The following is a 16,154-nucleotide window of genomic DNA, read 5'->3' on the forward strand; positions in this document are numbered from 1 at the left end:
AGGAAATCACATGAAAGTACCAAGCATGCTGCTGGGCCTGGCCCTGCTGTGCGCGGGCGCTGCCCACGCTGCGGAAAAACCGCTGGTGCGCCTCGGCGCCCGGGTGTTCACCGAACAGTCGGTGCTGGCCGCCATCACCGCGCAATACCTCGATTCGAAAGGCTACAACGTGCAGGTCACCAGTGGCCTGGGCAGCAACCTGGCGCGCAGCGCCCAGGAGAGCAACCAGCTGGACATGGTGTGGGAATACACCGGCGTGTCGCTGGTGTCCTACAACCACGTGACCGAGAAACTCGACAGCGCCGCCACCTACCAGCGGGTCAAGGAACTCGACGCCAAGAAAGGCCTGGTGTGGCTGACCCCGTCGAAGTTCAGCAACACCTACGCCCTGGCCCTGCCGGAAAACATCGCCAAGGCCTACCCCCAGGTCAATACCATCAGCCAGCTGAACCAGGTGCTGCGCGATGAACCGAAAAAGGGCCACGTGCTGGCCCTGGACACCGAGTTCGCCAACCGCTCCGACGGCCTGGTGGGCCTGACCCAGACCTACGACCTGCAATTCACCCGCCGTGATATTCGCCAGATGGACGCCGGCCTTGTCTACACCGCGCTGCGCAACGGCCAGGTGTTCACGGGCCTGGTGTACACCACCGACGGCCGCCTGAACGCCTTCCACCTCAAGCTGCTGGAAGACGACAAGCACTACTTCCCCGACTACACCGCCGCACCGGTGGTGCGCCGGGACTTCCTCGACGCCCACCCGGACCTGGCCGCCGACCTGAAACCGCTGGCCGAGCTGCTGGACGACGAGACCATGCGCCAGCTCAACGCCAAGGTCGACGTGCAGCACCTGAGCCCGACCGCCGTGGCCGCCGAGTTCCTGCGTGACCACCCCGTGCCCGCCGCCACGAAGGAGCAGCCATGAGTTTCCTCGATACCTTTTCCCACCTGGACTGGGCGCAGGTGCTGCACCTGACCGGCCAGCACATCGCCCTGGTGGGCGTGGCGGTGAGCCTGGCGATTCTGGTGGGCGTGCCCCTGGGCATCGTCATGACCCGCTTCCCCGCCGCCGCCGGCGTGATGCAGGCCAGCGCCACCGTGCTGCTGACCATCCCGTCCATCGCGCTGTTCGGCCTGCTGCTGCCCTTCTATTCGAAGTTCGGCCAGGGCCTAGGGCCGCTGCCGGCCATCACCGCGGTGTTCCTCTACTCGCTGCTGCCCATCATGCGCAACACCTACCTGGCGCTGACCGGCGTGGAGCCGGGCATCCGTGAGGCCGCGCGCGGCATCGGCATGACCTTCGGCCAGCGCCTGCGCATGGTCGAGCTGCCCATCGCGGTGCCGGTGATCCTGGCCGGCGTGCGCACCGCCGTGGTCATGAACATCGGCGTCATGACCATCGCCGCCACCATCGGTGCCGGTGGCCTGGGTGTACTTATCCTCACTTCCATCAGCCGCAGCGACATGTCGATGTTGATCGTCGGCGCCGTGCTGGTGAGCGTCCTGGCGATCATCGCCGACCTCTTCCTGCAATGGCTGCAACGCGCCCTGACTCCCAAAGGATTACTCAAATGATCGAACTCCAGAACCTGACCAAGACCTTCACCAGCAACGGCAAGGAAGTAAAGGCCGTGGACGCCGTGAGCCTGACCGTCAACGAAGGCGAGATTTGCGTGTTCCTGGGCCCGTCGGGCTGCGGCAAGAGCACCACGCTGAAAATGATCAACCGCCTGATCACGCCCACCTCGGGCAAGGTGCTGATCAACGGCGAGGACACCACCGGCCTTGACGAGGTGACCCTGCGCCGCAACATCGGCTACGTGATCCAGCAGATTGGCCTGTTCCCGAACATGACCATCGAGGAAAACATCACCGTGGTGCCGCGCCTGCTGGGCTGGGACAAGCAGAAATGCCACGAGCGCGCCCGCGAGCTGATGAGCATGATCAAGCTGGAGCCCAAGCAGTACCTGCACCGCTACCCGCGTGAACTGTCGGGCGGCCAGCAGCAGCGCATCGGCGTGATCCGCGCGCTGGCGGCGGATGCGCCGTTGCTGTTGATGGACGAGCCGTTCGGCGCGGTCGACCCAATCAACCGCGAGATGATCCAGAACGAGTTCTTCGAGATGCAGCGGGCGCTGAACAAGACCGTGATCATGGTCAGCCACGACATCGACGAGGCCATCAAGCTGGGCGACAAGATCGCCATCTTCCGCGCCGGCAAACTGCTGCAGATCGACCACCCGGACACCCTGCTGGCGCACCCGGTGGACGACTTCGTCAGCAACTTCGTGGGCCAGGACAGCACCCTCAAGCGCCTGCTGCTGGTGAAGGCCGAGGACGCCGCCGACAACGCGCCGTCGGTCAGCCCGCAGACGCCGGTGGCCGATGCCCTGGAGCTGATGGACGAGCACGACCGCCGCTACGTGGTCATGACCGACGCCCAGAATAAGGCCATGGGCTACGTGCGCCGCCGCGACCTGCACCGCCAGCAGGGCACCTGCCAGGATTACCTGCGCCCGTTCAACGCCACCGCGGCCTACGACGAGCATCTGCGCATCCTGCTGTCGCGCATGTACGAGTTCAACCGCGCGTGGCTGCCGGTGCTCAATGCCGAGAACGTATTCCTGGGTGAGGTGACCCAGGAATCCATCGCGGCATACCTGAGCTCGGGCCGCTCGCGGGGTATGAAGACCAACATCGTGTCGCCGGCGGAGTTGGTGGAGCAGGCCGCCGTTTGATTGCAGGACGCGGCCTGCGGCCGCTGCTACGGATATCCCCTGTAGCAGCGGCCGCCAGGCCGCGTCATGCCCACCCCTATTTAAAACCCTAGACTGGCCTGCACATAGAACGTGCGCGGCTCACCCAGGTAGATGCCCGAATTGTTGTCGCTGGAACGGGTGAAGTACTGGCGGTCGAACAGGTTGCGCACCCCGGCGCCCAGCTTCAGGTTTGACAGCTGCTGGCCGAAGTCATACCCACCGCGCACATGCCAGGTCACGTAGCCGGGCATATCCCCATACTGGCCATCGGCACTGGGCTGGGTGATGTAGTTGCCGTTGAAGCTGCCATCGGCGTTCATGCCGGTGCCCGGCGCGCGCTGCTTCGATTGGGCGAAGGCGTCGAGGTTCCAGGTCCAGCGGTTCACTTCATAGCGCAACCCGGCGGTAGCCACCTGGCGTGAATAGAACGGCAGGTCGCGGCCCTTGAAGCCCGGGATATCGCCCTGGTAGGTGGCGCGGGTGTAGGTGAAACCGGCGTTGGCGTTCAGGCCATCCAGGCGTGGGTCCAGCGCGGCCAGGTCATAGTGCACCGAGGCCTCGATGCCCTGGTGCTTGGTGGCGCCCAGGTTGGTCCAGCCGATGTCGTTGCTGATGTACTGCAGCTCGTGGTCGAAGTCGATGTAGAACGCCGTCAGCTCGCCACCCCAGGTGCCGTCGTCATAGCGCGTGCCGATCTCGTAGGTCTTGGCCTTCTCGGCTTCCAGGCCGCTGGCGGTCTGGTTGCCGATGCCGCCCTGGGCCAGCTGGAAGTACTGCAGGCTGCCGAACGAGGTCTCGTAGTTGGCGAACAGCTTCCAGGCATCCGACAGGTGATACATCACGCTCAGCGCCGGCAACGGTTCGTTGCTCTCGACGCTGCGGTCCTTCGCCTGCACGCGCACGCCGTTGGTGCCGAGCACCGGGCGCTCGTGCCAGTCGGTGCTGATGTGCTCGAAGCGCACGCCGGGGGTGATGGTCCAGTTGCCGACGTCGATCTTGTCGTCGATGTAGAACGCGGTGGCCTCGGTGCCGCCGGTGCGGTCCTGGGAAATGTGGCCGTCGGAAGTCGGCGTGACCGTGGGCGTGTTGTCGATCAGCGCCAGGCGGCTGCTCTGTTCGTGCATGGCCTCCTTCAGGTAGCGCACGCCAATGCTGGCCTCCTGGCTGACGCTGTCGCCGATGAACAGGTGCGACAGCCGCGGCTCCACGGCGAAGGTGTGGTAGCTGCGCGGGTAGGACGACAGGGTTTTCTGGTCGCGGGCGGCGATGGTGCTGCCGCGGAAGCTGTCGGTGTAGTAGGTCAGCACCTCCAGCTGGGTGGCGTCGTCGATCTGGTGCAGCCACTTCAGCGAGACGTCCTTGCGGCGGCCGGTGAAGTTGTCGTAGTCGCGGTCGGACTGGTACGGGTTGTGGTCGTACTGGGCCTGGGTGAGGCCGCCGGGCATGTCGGCACGGGCGTCGTAGTAGTGGAAGTTCAGCGACAGCTCGTCGCTGTCGGTCAGCGCCCAGTGGGTCTTGAACAGCACGTCGTCGATGTCGTTGCCGTTGTTGCTGCTGCGGTAGCCGTTGCCGTTCACCCCGGTGTACAGCAGGGCTGCACCTAGGCCGTTGTCGGCGGTGCCGCCGAGGAAGGTCGACTCGGTATGCTTCCAGCCGCCGTGGGCCGAGGTTTCCAGGGTGGTGCTGACGTCACCGCTGAAGTCCTTGGGGATGGCGCGGGTGACGAAGTTGATCACCCCGCCGACGTTCTGCGGCCCGTAGCGCACGGAACCGGCGCCGCGCACCACGTCGATGCTGTCGAGGTTGCCAGCGGAAATCGGCGCCATGGACAGCTGCGGCTGGCCATAGGGGGCGAACGCCGCAGGCACGCCGTCGATCATCACCGTGGAGCGCGGCGACAGCCGCGAGGTCAGGCCGCGCACGCCGACGTTGAGGGAGATGTCGCTGCCACCGGTGCCGTTGGAGTCCTGCACCTGCACGCCGGGGATGCCGCGCAGCACGTCGCGCACGTTCATCGCGCCCTGCTCCACCATGGCCTCGCGGCGCACCACGGTGCGCGCGCCGGGGTGGTTCTGCACCACGGTCTTGTCGGCGTCACCCAGCCAGTCGCCCACCACTTTCACGTCGGTGGGCGCCAGCTCGACGCTGCCTGTGGCGGCGGCCGGCTGGGCGGCGTGCAGCACCGCGCTGCCCTGGTTGATCTCATACGTCAGGCCGCTGCCTGCCAGCAGCGCCTTCAGGGCCTGCTCGGGCGCCAGGTTGCCGGCGACGGCCGGGGCCTGTTTGCCAGCCACAAGGTCGGGGCTGAAGAACAGTTGCAGCGCGGTCTGCCGGCCCAGCTGGTTCAGCGCTGCGGCCAGGGGCTGGGCCTGGATCTGCACGCTGACCGGCGCCTGGTCGGCAAACGCCAGGGGGGCGACACTGCCGAAGGTAATGGCCAGCAGGGCCAGGGTTAACGCATTGAGCTTGTTGTTGTTCACGTCGTGACTTGTCCTGAAGTTACAGTTGGCCAGGAAGACGAACCAGGGCAAAAAAACCTGAATCAGCGCGCGATAATTTCTGCCGAACCGTCGGCCAGGGTGCGCACGCTCACCGGCAGGATGCTCGGCAAGGCGCGCAACAGGGCGTCGGTGTCATCGGCCTTGAACACACTGCTCAGGCGCAGGTGGGCGGCCTTGCCGCTGACGTGCAGCGGTTGCTGGCGGTAGCGGGACACTTCGCGCACCACCTCGCTCAGCGGCGCGTCGCTGAACACCAGCTTGCCGCTGCGCCAGGCAGTGAGGTCGGCGGTGTTCACCGGGGCGGCCGGGCTCACCTGGCCGTCCTCGCCAATGCGCGAGCCCAGGCCTGCGGTCAGCACCACCGGCGCGGCATGGCCCTGCACGCGCACGGTGCCGGACTCCACCGCCACCTGCACCTGGTCGGGGTCGCGGCGCACGTCGAAGCGCGTGCCGGTGACCGTCACCGTGCCGGCGCCAGCGCTCACCACGAACGGCCGCGACGGGTCATGGGCGACGCTGAACATGGCCTCGCCCTCCTGCAGCGTGACCTGCCGCTGGCCGTCGACGAAGCTCACCGACAGGCGCGTGCGGCTGTTGAGTTCCAGGTGCGAGCCGTCCGGCAGGTCGAACTGCCGGCGTTCGCCCAGCACCGTGGCAAACTGGCCCTGGTAGGCCGGGTCATGGCGCAGCTGGGTGAACCAGCCCAGCCATACCGCCGCCGCGACAATACTGGCCGCCACCGCGTAGCGAATGGCCTGGTGCCCGCGCAGGTGCTTGAGCGCGCGCATCATGTAGCGCTCCACCATGTTGCGGCTCAGGCCCATGCGCTCGGCGATCTCGGCCTGGCTCAGGCCCTCCAGCTTCTGCCAGACGAACACCTTGCGGCAGTTGGGTGGCAGCTCGTCCAGGGCCTTCTCCACCGCGTCAGCCAGTTCCACCGCCTGCACGAACGCTTCGGGGTCGGCGCCGGCCGCAGGGTCGGGCGCCAGCGCCAGGCTCTCCAGCGCGGCGCGGCGGTCTTCGCGGCGGTAGCCGTCCACGGCGATGTTGCGCGCAGCCTGGTGCAGGTAGGCACGTGGCTGCTGCACCTCCGCGGCCGGGGTTTCCAGCACGCGCACGAAGGCGTCGTGGGTCAGGTCCTCGGCGCGCGCACGGTCGCGCAGGCGGCGCGTCCAGGCGCCCAGCAGTTCCTGATAATGCTCGAGAAAACCGGGGTGGCCGCGCAGCTTGGAGGTCATGGTCGGCAGCTACTGAGGGGAGAGAGGCGCGAATGGTAATGGTTACCATTAATGTATTGCAACGGGTACACAGGGCAAAAATGTAGATACATACGGCCTGCCGACGGGCCGTCGGGGGAACATCAGGCTGTCATGTGGGTCGGTTACTAAAGAGGCGAAAAGGACGCCACGACGAACGCGTGTAAAAACGCGACATTTTTTGTTGATCTTGAGCCCCTCACGTCCTAAAGTTCGCGCCGACCGTCCATGCTGGAAACGATCCATCCGGCTCAAGTACTGACGACGAGACAGCAAGGCCATGAGGAAGCGTGCTTCCAGTGGCCTTTTTGCTTTCGGCGACATGCCTTGGGAAGTAGGCGAACCAAAGTGGGGATACGGAGGGCGGTCAAGAGAGGTGTGCACCGGGTGCCACCTTCACCCATGAATATTTTCAACGTTTGCCAGCAGGAGTCCCCAGCATGTCGATCCAGGTCGAAGACTATTTCGCGCGCGAAACCTTCCAGAAAATGAAGGCGTTCGCCGACAAGCAAGAAACCCCTTTCGTACTCATCGACACCCAGATGATCAGCCAGGCCTACGACGACCTGCGCGCCGGCTTCGAATTCGCCAAGGTGTACTACGCGGTCAAGGCCAACCCTGCGGTCGAAATCATCGACCTGCTGCGTGACAAGGGTTCGAGCTTCGACATCGCCTCCATCTACGAGCTGGACAAGGTCATGGGCCAGGGCGTTGGTCCTGAGCGCATCAGCTACGGCAACACCATCAAGAAGTCCAAGGACATCCGCTACTTCTACGAGAAGGGCGTGCGCCTGTTCGCCACCGACTCCGAAGCCGACCTGCGCAACATCGCCAAGGCCGCCCCGGGTTCGAAAGTCTACGTGCGTATCCTCACCGAAGGCTCGACCACTGCCGACTGGCCCCTGTCGCGCAAGTTCGGCTGCCAGACCGACATGGCCATGGACCTGCTGATCCTGGCCCGTGACCTGGGCCTGGTGCCTTACGGCATCTCCTTCCACGTGGGTTCGCAGCAGCGCGACATCAGCGTCTGGGACGCCGCCATCGCCAAGGTGAAGGTGATCTTCGAGCGCCTGAAGGAAGAAGACGGTATCCACCTGAAGCTGATCAACATGGGTGGCGGCTTCCCGGCCAACTACATCACCCGTACCAACAGCCTGGAAACCTACGCTGAAGAAATCATCCGCTTCCTGAAGGAAGACTTCGGCGACGACCTGCCGGAAATCATTCTGGAGCCGGGCCGCTCGCTGATCGCCAACGCCGGTATCCTGGTGAGCGAAGTGGTACTGGTTGCCCGCAAGTCGCGCACCGCCGTCGAGCGTTGGGTCTACACCGACGTGGGCAAATTCAGCGGCCTGATCGAAACCATGGACGAAGCCATCAAGTTCCCGATCTGGACCGAGAAGAAAGGCGAAGTGGAAGAAGTGGTCATCGCCGGCCCGACCTGCGACAGCGCCGACATCATGTACGAGAACTACAAGTACGGCCTGCCGCTGAACCTGGCCATCGGTGACCGCCTGTACTGGCTGTCCACCGGCGCCTACACCACCAGCTACAGCGCCGTGGAATTCAATGGCTTCCCGCCCCTGAAGTCGTTCTACATCTAAGCTGTTGCTGCAATGAAGAAGCCCGGGCCATGTGCCCGGGCTTTTTTTTGGGCGCTGGCCCTGACGCGGCCTGCGGCCGCTGCTACGGGGATCTGCGTAGCCGCGTCCCTCAGGCGCCCAACGCAGCGGCCTTTGCCGCGTAGGCCTCCGCCATCGCCCGCACGCGCGCGTCATTGGCCTGCAACAACGCCGGCCCGCTCACCCGCAGGAAGTTCAGGTTGCCGCCCTCCAGCGCCCGCTGCAGCCAGTGCAGCGCTTCGTCCACCCTGCCCGCCTCGGCCAGCACCGCCGCGTGGCTGAACTGCCCGCGAAAATCCCCGGCCTCGGCCGAGCGCCGGTACCAGTCATGGGCCTGGGCCACGTCGGCTGCGCAGGCCATGCCGTTTTCCAGGTAGCGCCCCAGCAGGTTCATCGACTTGGCGTGGCCCATCAGCGCCGCCCGGCGGTAGCACACCAGCGCCAGTTCATGGTCCAGGGCCACGCCACGGCCGGTGCCCAGCAGGTTGGCGTAGTTGTACAGCGCCCAGTCCAGCCCAGCGGCGGCCGCTTCGCGGTAATGCAGCGCCGCCTGCCCGGCATCCGCCGCACCGCCCCAGCCATGCTCACAGCAGCGCCCGAGCATGTTGCGCGCCATCAGGTGGCCGCCGTTGGCGGCAATCTCGAACCAGGTGCGCGCCAGCGCCGGGTCGCGTTCGATGCCCTGGCCGTCCAGCAGGATCTGCCCCAGCAACGCCTGGGCATCGACGATGCCGGCGCGGGCTGCGCTCAGGATGGCCTGGGCGGCGCGCGCCGGGTTGTCGTCAAGCATGGCGCTCAGGCGCTCGGCGTCGAGGATCTCTTCGCGGCGCAGCTCGAAGCCCATGTCAGACGTCCACCCAGCGGCGCAGCAGGTTGTGGTAGGTGCCGGTCAGGCGCACCAGCGAGGGGTGGTCGGGGACGTCGCGGCTCAGGCTCTGGATGGCGCCGTCCATCTCGAACAGCAGCGCGCGCTGGCTGTCCTCGCGCACCAGGCTCTGGGTCCAGAAGAATGAGGCGAAGCGGGTGCCGCGGGTGACCGCGTTGACCTTGTGCAGGCTGGTGCCGGGGTACAGCACCAGGTCGCCGGCCGGCAGCTTGACTCGCTGGGTGCCATAGGTGTCCTGGATTTCCAGCTCACCGCCGTCGTACTCGTCGGGGTCGCTGAAGAACAGCGTGGAGGACAGGTCGGTGCGCACCCGCTCCGGGTTGCCACGGGCCTGGCGCACGGCGTTATCGATGTGGAAATCGAAATTGCCGCCGGCCGTGTAACAGTTCAGCAACGGCGGGAACACCTTGTGCGGTAACGCCGCTGACATGAACAGCGGGTTCTTCCACAGGCGCTCGAGCATCGCCGCGCCGATTTCAACCGCCAGCGGGTGCCCTTCAGGCAGTTGCAGGTTGTGCTTGGCCTTGGCCGACTGGTGCCCGGCGGTGATCTTGCCGTCTGCCCAGTCTGCCTGTTCCAGGGCCTGGCGAATGCGCGCTACCTCCTCAGGGGAGAATATTCCGGGGATGTGCAGCAGCATGGCAAAGGCACCTGAAAACGTGAGGGCGCCAATGGTATTGATTCTTATTGACTGTGTACAACTGTCTGACGTACGAAATTGTAAAAACCGTAAGCAAAATGTGTAAAGAATGTAAATTCAGTGCGGATAGCACCTTGTCGCAATTGATACCGAATTTCATTTACCCTACATTCCGCCGCCTCGAACACCTTGGGGAAGGCCAAAAACAATGTCACGCCAACACGTTTATGTTCCTGTCAGCTCGCCACGCCTGCTGGTTTCCGCCATCGGCATGGCGCTGGGCGCCGCTTCGGTCGCGCAGTTCGCACAAGCCGCCGAAGACACCGACGCCAAGCAGACCGGCGCCATTTCGCTGGGCGCCACCAGCATCACCGGCGAGGCGCAAGAGCCTTCCTACCAGACCACCAAGTCGGCTTCGAGCAAATACACCGCGCCGCTGACCGACACCCCACGCTCGGTCACCGTGATCCCGCAGCAGGTGATCAAGGACACTGCCGCCACCTCGCTGCAGGACGCCCTGCGCACCGTGCCGGGCATCACCTTCGGCGCCGGCGAAGGCGGCAACCCCCAGGGCGACCGCCCGTTCATCCGCGGCTTCGACGCCCAGAGCGACACCTACCTGGACGGCGTGCGTGACACCGGCGCGCAGACCCGCGAGATCTTCGACATCGAGTCGGTGGAAGTCAGCAAGGGCCCGAACTCGGCGTTCGGCGGCCGCGGCTCGGCCGGCGGCAGCATCAACCTGGTGAGCAAGCTGCCCCAGGACCGTGACTTCCTCGACGGCGGCTTCACCTACGGCTCCGACCAGACCCGCCGCTACACCCTGGACGTGAACCGCAAGTTCCTCGACACCGCGGCCTTCCGCCTGAACCTGATGAGCCACGAGCAAAACGTGGCCGGCCGCGACGCGGTGAACTACGACCGCTGGGGCGTGGCACCGTCGGTGACCTTCGGCCTGGGCACCGAAAACCGCCTGAACCTCAGCTACTACCACGTGGAAAGCAACGACCTGCCGGACTCGGGCGTCCCGTACGGCTACAGCTCTTCCACCGCCACCGCCCACGTGCACGACAAGCCCACCGACGGCGGCGACAGCAACAACTTCTATGGCCTGAAGGACCGCGACTTCCGCAAGACCCGCGCCGACATCAGCACCATCGCCTTCGAACATGACTTCAGCGACACCATGACGCTGAAGAACACCCTGCGCCACGGCAACACCGGCCAGGACTACATCCTGACCCAGCCCGACGACAGCCAGCACAACGTCAACAAGTACGGCACCGTGTGGCGCCGTGCCAACGCCCGGGTCAGCACCACCGAGACCACCACCAACCAGACCGACCTGTTTGGCGAGTTCAACGCGCTGGGCTTCAAGCACAGCTACTCCACCGGTGTGGAATTCACCCGTGAAGAAAGCCACGTGACCGGCTACACCTTCGCCAACCCGGCCAACAGCAACCCGGGCGCCACCTCCCCAGGCGGCGCCGGTTGCCAGCCAGGCGAGACCAACGGCGGCACCTGCACCTCGCTAAGCGACCCGAACCCGAACGACGACTACACCGGCACCATTACCCGCAACTACCAGGGCACCAAGACCACGGCCAACACCCGTGCCATCTATGCCTTCGACACTATCGAGCTGGACCCGCAATGGCTGCTGAACCTGGGCGCGCGCTACGACAGCTTCGACACCAAGGCTGACAGCGACACCACCGGCAAGACCAGCAACGATTCCAACTTCTGGAACTGGCAGGCTGGCCTGGTGTTCAAGCCAACCGAACACGGCAGCATCTACGCCTCGTTCGCCACCTCGGCCACCCCGCCGGGCGCCATGCTCAACGAAGGCATCGACGGCAACCCGCTGACCGCCGGCAACAGCACCATCCAGAGCGACCTGGAGCCCGAGACCACCAAGAACTACGAGATCGGCACCAAGTGGGACGTGTTCCAGGACCGCGTGTCGCTGACCGCTGACATCTTCCGCACCGAGAAGGAAAACACCCGGGTACTGACCGCCACCAACACCTACGAGAACGCCGGCAAGACCCGCGTCGACGGCTTCGAGCTGTCGGCCACCGGCAAGATCACCGAAAAATGGCAGGTGTTCGCCGGCTACAGCTACCTGGACAGCGAGATCCTCAGCGGTGGCTTGTCGGGCCGTAACGGCGCGGTCACCGGTGGTGCCGCCACCGATGGCAAGGAACTGCCGAACACGCCGAAACACAGCGCCAGCCTGTGGACCACTTATCAAGTGGCGCCGAAGCTGACCATCGGTGGCGGTGCCTTCTACGTGGGCGAAGTGTGGGGTGACACGGCCAACACCGTGTACGTACCGTCCTACACCCGCTACGACGCCATGGCTGCGTACAAGCTGAGCAAGAACGTCGACTTCCAGCTCAACGTGCAGAACCTGACCGACAAGGTCTACTACGACAAGGCGTACGCCGCGCACTTCGCCAACCAGGCAGCCGGCCGCACCGTGTTGTTCAGCACCAACTTCCACTTCTGATAACCCGGAAGTGCCCGCAAGCCCCGCTCACTGGTTGAGCGGGGCTTTTGCGTGTTTGAGACGTGTTCGCAACTGATGCGGCATACTGCACGCCTGATCTGGCAAGGTGAATTAAGGTGTTGAAGAAAACACTGTTTCAAGTGCACTGGTTTTTCGGCATCACGGCAGGCCTGATCCTGGCCCTGATGGGCGTGACCGGCGCGATGGTGTCCTTCCAGGACGAAATAATGCAGGCGCTGAACCCCACCACCCTCAAGGTGCAGGTACAGGACAGCGGCGTGCTGCCGCCCGCAGTGCTGGTGCCCAGGCTATCGGCGGCCCAGGGCAAATCGATCGCCGCGCTGTGGGTGGAGACCGACACCGGCCTGGCCTCGCGGGTGTTCTTCAGCCCGCCGCCGGGCGAGCGCCGCGGCGAGCTGCGCTACTTCAACGCCTACACCGGCGAGCTGCTGGGCAAGGTCACCGGCGAAGGCTTCTTCGGCTTCACCCTGCAACTGCACCGCTTCCTGGCCATGGGCGAGGTGGGCAAGAACATCACCGGGGCGTGCACGCTGATTCTGGTGTTCTTCTGCCTGTCCGGGCTGTACCTGCGCTGGCCACGCCAGGCGCTGAACTGGCGTGCCTGGCTGACCTTGGACTGGGCCAAGAAGGGCCGCGCGTTCAATTGGGACCTGCACGCGGTGGCCGGCACCTGGGTGCTGTTCTTCTACCTCCTGCTGTCGGTGACCGGGCTGTTCTGGTCCTATGACTGGGTGCGCGAAGGCCTCACCGCCATGCTTGGCGACGCGCCCAAGGGCCAGCAGCGCGGCGGCCGCATGCAGCGCCCGATGCCGCCCAGCGGCCCGGTGGACATCAACTATGACGCGGTGTGGGACAGCATCCGCAACGAGGCCGGCCCGCAGCTGAGCGCCTACAACCTGCGCCTGGCGCCCCAGGGCCAGCCGGTGACGGTGTTCTACCTGCTCAAGGACGCCCCCCATGAGCGGGCGTTCAACAGCATGACCATCGAGCCCATGACCGGCAAGGTGCGCCGCCACGAGCGCTTCGCCGACAAGGCCCTGGGTGGTCAGCTCCTGGACAGCGTGTATGCCCTGCACGTGGGCAGCTATTTCGGCCTGGCCGGGCGTATTTTGAACACCCTGGCCGCGCTGACCATGCCGCTGTTCTTCGTCACCGGCTGGCTGCTGTACCTGGACCGGCGCCGCAAGAAACGCCAGGTGCGCGCTGCACGCCAGGGCCTGGAGCCCGGCACCGGGCAAAGCGACGCCTGGCTGATCGGCTTCGCCAGCCAGAGCGGTTTCGCCGAGCAGCTGGCCTGGCAGAGCGCCGGCCAGTTGCAGGCCGCAGGCATTGCCGTGCGCGTGGAACCGCTGGCACGCCTAGGCGAGCAGGACCTGCGCCAGGCCAGCAACGCGCTGTTCGTGGTCAGCACTTTCGGCGACGGCGAGGCGCCGGACAGCGCCCGTGGTTTCGAGCGCAAGGTGCTCGGCCAGGGCGGGTCGCTGGCGCAATTGAACTACGCCCTGCTGGCCCTGGGTGACCGTCAGTACCAGCACTTCTGCGGCTTCGGCCAGCGCCTGCAGCAATGGCTGGACGCGAGCGGCGCACGCCACGCATTCGCCCCGGTGGAAGTGGACAGCGGCGATGCGCAGGCGCTGCAGCACTGGCAGGAGCAACTGGGCCAGCTCACCGGCGCCCAGCCGATCATGGCCTGGCAGGCGCCGCTGTATGAAGAGTGGACCCTGAGCGAGCGCCGCCTGCTCAACCCGGGCAGCCAGGGCGCACCGGTGTACCTGCTGGGCCTGACGCCGCCGGCGCCACACAGCTGGGAAGCCGGCGACCTGGTGGAAGTGATGCCGCGCCTGAGCACCGACGTGCCGCTGCAGACCCAGGCACGGGAATACTCCATCGCCTCGCTGCCCGCCGACGGCCGCCTGGAACTGATCGTGCGCCAGGAGCGCCACCCCGACGGCAGCCTGGGCCTGGGCTCGGGCTGGCTCACCGAGCATGCGCCCGTGGGCGCGGCCATCAGCCTGCACCTACGCCGCAACGCGGGCTTCCATGCCCCGCGCGACGCCGCGCCGGTCATCCTCATCGGCAACGGCACCGGCATTGCGGGGTTGCGCAGCCTGCTCAAGGCGCGGGCGGCCAAGGGCCGCACGCGCAACTGGCTTATCTTCGGCGAGCGCAACGCGGCGCATGACTTCCTCTGCCACGACGAGCTGCAAGGCTGGCTGGCCAGCGGCGAGCTGCAGCGCCTGGACCTGGCGTTTTCGCGCGACCAGGCCAGGAAAATCTACGTGCAGGACCGCCTGCGCGAGCAGGCCCGCGAGGTGCGCGAGTGGGTGGCCGAGGGCGCGTTGATCTACGTGTGCGGCAGCCTCCAGGGCATGGCGGGCGGCGTGGATGACGCGCTGCGCGAGGTGCTGGGCGAGGCGACGGTGGAGTCGTTGAGCGAGCAGGGGCGTTACCGGCGGGACGTGTATTGAGCCCAGACGCGGCCATGCGGCCGCTGCTACAGAGATCGATCCGAACGTTACACCAATCCCCGTAGCAGCGGCCGCCAGGCCGCGTCCGGCCGTGACGCGGTGCCTGCCTGTGCCGGTTGCTACTGTCAGTTCTTACAGTAGACGCGTTAGGAGCAGGGGCGTCCAATCTAGCCTTCATTGACTGGAGCATCACCCATGAAGGTAACCCACGAACTTCACCAGGCAGGCGACCTGGACCCCGGCTTCGCGTCAGCTGGGCAATTGACCATCAACCTTGCCGCCATACCGCTTCCCAACATCAAAGCCGTGAACTGCACGGAGGAAGGCCACGTGTACGTGCTCTGCAACAGCATGGCCACCTATGGGGCATTCTTGATCAAATACAGTGCCGCCGGTGTACAAGACCTTACGTATGCAGGGGGAAAAGGCTACGTCTACAACGACGCCCCCCGCAGTTCAAGCAGTGCCGGGCTTCTGTTGCAAGGCAACTCAGCCATTATCATCAGTGAAAATGTTACTCACCTGACGCTCGACCGCTATCTGGAAAACGGCCTGCCTGATCCCACGTTTGGCGAAGCAGGGCGTGTCGCCATCCCCTTCGAGCGGTTGAAACTGGCGCCTGCGCAAGGGGCCCCATCACCCGATGTCCCTGGGTACCCGGCTGGACAGATGTTTACCGCGGCTGCTGGCGGCCGATTGTTTGTCGCATACGCTGCCCACTGGAACGAAACGTTGCAGTTGTCTGTGGTGGTGTGCCTGACCAGTGAAGGGGAACTCGACACTGGTTTTGATGGCAAGGGCTATACCGTGATCGATCTTGCCGGACAGGAACGCATTGGCAACACACCTGCCCGCCTGTTCGTGCAAACCAGCGGGACAAACGCCGGCAAGCCAGTGCTGTATGTGCGCCGAAGACGCCCCCTTACCCCTGACACCGACGAAGACTTTATCGTGCGGCTCAATGTTGACGGGTCAAAGGATTACTCGTTCGGCACCACTGATACCAACATGGTCGCGCTGCCCGCCGACGAGGTGCCAAACATCTATGATGTGATACTGGACGAGGATGACACGCTGAAAGTAGTGGGTTCTCGCGTCGATTACGCGGGTGCGGTGCGCGGCTACACGGCCAATGGCACCCCAGACCCGCTGTTCAATAACGGCTCTTTGTGGACCTTCCCACGCCACAGCGTATGGTTTGGCGCTGCGTCCTCGGGCCAAGGCCAAGGCTATCGCCTGATGACGTGGGGCTATAACAGGGTGACCGAGGGGCACGTTTACCTGAACCGCGTGTCACGCGAGTGTGAACAGGATGCCGGCTTCGGCGAGCTGGGCCGTAGCCTCGTTCCCTATGACTTACCCAACATCTACGTCACTGAGCCCAAGGTGACGGCAGCCACCGCAGACGCTTACTTTGCAGGCTTGGGCCCAACGCTGTTCAAAGTCGTTGCCCGTTGACAGTGGCCGCTGCTACACCGATCCCCGTAGC

General features: G+C 65.2%; 11 protein-coding genes. 7 read left to right on the plus strand and 4 right to left on the minus strand.

The window, feature by feature from the left end; genetic code table 11:
• The first annotated feature begins 10 nt into the window (after positions 1-10).
• From AC0Z2B_RS23880 to AC0Z2B_RS23890, 3 genes are read left to right on the plus strand one after another with little or no spacing between them, the layout of a single operon-like run.
• The gene (locus AC0Z2B_RS23880; protein ID WP_476299858.1) at positions 11-925 is read left to right on the plus strand and encodes a glycine betaine ABC transporter substrate-binding protein; all 915 of its coding nucleotides are present in this window, start codon (positions 11-13) and stop codon (positions 923-925) included.
• The gene (locus AC0Z2B_RS23885) at positions 922-1,575 is read left to right on the plus strand and encodes an ABC transporter permease (RefSeq protein WP_416422463.1); all 654 of its coding nucleotides are present in this window, start codon (positions 922-924) and stop codon (positions 1,573-1,575) included. The genes AC0Z2B_RS23880 and AC0Z2B_RS23885 overlap by 4 nt, the downstream gene beginning before the upstream one ends.
• Entirely contained in the window at positions 1,572-2,738 is a 1,167-nt protein-coding gene (locus AC0Z2B_RS23890; protein ID WP_476299859.1) for an osmoprotectant ABC transporter ATP-binding protein OsmV, read from the plus strand. Before AC0Z2B_RS23885 ends, AC0Z2B_RS23890 begins: the two co-directional genes overlap by 4 nt.
• An 80-nt stretch (positions 2,739-2,818) precedes the next feature.
• Here the strand turns inward: AC0Z2B_RS23890 and AC0Z2B_RS23895 are convergent, their stop codons facing one another.
• Complete coding sequence (locus AC0Z2B_RS23895) at positions 2,819-5,239, minus strand: TonB-dependent siderophore receptor (protein WP_476299860.1); 2,421 nt, start codon at positions 5,237-5,239, stop codon at positions 2,819-2,821.
• A gap of 62 nt (positions 5,240-5,301) precedes the next feature.
• Positions 5,302-6,498, minus strand: coding sequence for a sigma-70 family RNA polymerase sigma factor (locus AC0Z2B_RS23900; protein WP_476299862.1), 1,197 nt, complete (start codon positions 6,496-6,498; stop codon positions 5,302-5,304).
• Between the two features lie 458 nt (positions 6,499-6,956).
• Here AC0Z2B_RS23900 and AC0Z2B_RS23905 point away from each other — a divergent pair, with 458 nt between their 5' ends.
• Positions 6,957-8,120 carry a type III PLP-dependent enzyme gene (locus AC0Z2B_RS23905; protein WP_158152702.1) on the plus strand — a complete coding sequence of 388 codons (1,164 nt, stop codon included), beginning with the start codon at positions 6,957-6,959 and terminating at the stop codon, positions 8,118-8,120.
• Between the two features lie 109 nt (positions 8,121-8,229).
• Here the strand turns inward: AC0Z2B_RS23905 and AC0Z2B_RS23910 are convergent, their stop codons facing one another.
• The gene (locus tag AC0Z2B_RS23910; protein ID WP_476299863.1) at positions 8,230-8,982 is read right to left on the minus strand and encodes a tetratricopeptide repeat protein; all 753 of its coding nucleotides are present in this window, start codon (positions 8,980-8,982) and stop codon (positions 8,230-8,232) included.
• Position 8,983: 1 nt separating this feature from the next.
• On the minus strand, positions 8,984-9,664 hold the full coding sequence (locus AC0Z2B_RS23915; protein WP_476299865.1) for a Fe2+-dependent dioxygenase: 681 nt from the start codon (positions 9,662-9,664) through the stop codon (positions 8,984-8,986).
• A 208-nt stretch (positions 9,665-9,872) separates the two neighbouring features.
• Here AC0Z2B_RS23915 and AC0Z2B_RS23920 point away from each other — a divergent pair, with 208 nt between their 5' ends.
• The 3 genes from AC0Z2B_RS23920 (at position 9,873) to AC0Z2B_RS23930 (ending at position 16,123) form a co-directional block, all read left to right on the plus strand.
• Entirely contained in the window at positions 9,873-12,176 is a 2,304-nt protein-coding gene (locus AC0Z2B_RS23920; protein WP_476299866.1) for a TonB-dependent receptor, read from the plus strand.
• Positions 12,177-12,292: 116 nt separating this feature from the next.
• Positions 12,293-14,665 carry a PepSY domain-containing protein gene (locus AC0Z2B_RS23925; RefSeq protein WP_476299868.1) on the plus strand — a complete coding sequence of 791 codons (2,373 nt, stop codon included), beginning with the start codon at positions 12,293-12,295 and terminating at the stop codon, positions 14,663-14,665.
• 195 nt (positions 14,666-14,860) lie between these two features.
• Entirely contained in the window at positions 14,861-16,123 is a 1,263-nt protein-coding gene (locus AC0Z2B_RS23930; RefSeq protein WP_476299870.1) for a hypothetical protein, read from the plus strand.
• Positions 16,124-16,154: the final 31 nt, after the last annotated feature.

The sequence above is a fragment of the Pseudomonas sp. GYB4201 genome, assembly GCF_056312595.1.

What these genes read in the sequence shown, in the direction of transcription:
- AC0Z2B_RS23880 (WP_476299858.1), top strand. Translation starts at nt 11, where the DNA reads ATGAAAGTACCAAGCATGCTGCTGGGCCTGGCCCTGCTGTGCGCGGGC.
- AC0Z2B_RS23930 (WP_476299870.1), top strand. Translation starts at nt 14,861, where the DNA reads ATGAAGGTAACCCACGAACTTCACCAGGCAGGCGACCTGGACCCCGGC.
- AC0Z2B_RS23915 (WP_476299865.1), bottom strand. Translation starts at nt 9,664, where the DNA reads ATGCTGCTGCACATCCCCGGAATATTCTCCCCTGAGGAGGTAGCGCGC.
- AC0Z2B_RS23900 (WP_476299862.1), bottom strand. Translation starts at nt 6,498, where the DNA reads ATGACCTCCAAGCTGCGCGGCCACCCCGGTTTTCTCGAGCATTATCAG.
- AC0Z2B_RS23905 (WP_158152702.1), top strand. Translation starts at nt 6,957, where the DNA reads ATGTCGATCCAGGTCGAAGACTATTTCGCGCGCGAAACCTTCCAGAAA.
- AC0Z2B_RS23910 (WP_476299863.1), bottom strand. Translation starts at nt 8,982, where the DNA reads ATGGGCTTCGAGCTGCGCCGCGAAGAGATCCTCGACGCCGAGCGCCTG.
- AC0Z2B_RS23890 (WP_476299859.1), top strand. Translation starts at nt 1,572, where the DNA reads ATGATCGAACTCCAGAACCTGACCAAGACCTTCACCAGCAACGGCAAG.
- AC0Z2B_RS23885 (WP_416422463.1), top strand. Translation starts at nt 922, where the DNA reads ATGAGTTTCCTCGATACCTTTTCCCACCTGGACTGGGCGCAGGTGCTG.
- AC0Z2B_RS23920 (WP_476299866.1), top strand. Translation starts at nt 9,873, where the DNA reads ATGTCACGCCAACACGTTTATGTTCCTGTCAGCTCGCCACGCCTGCTG.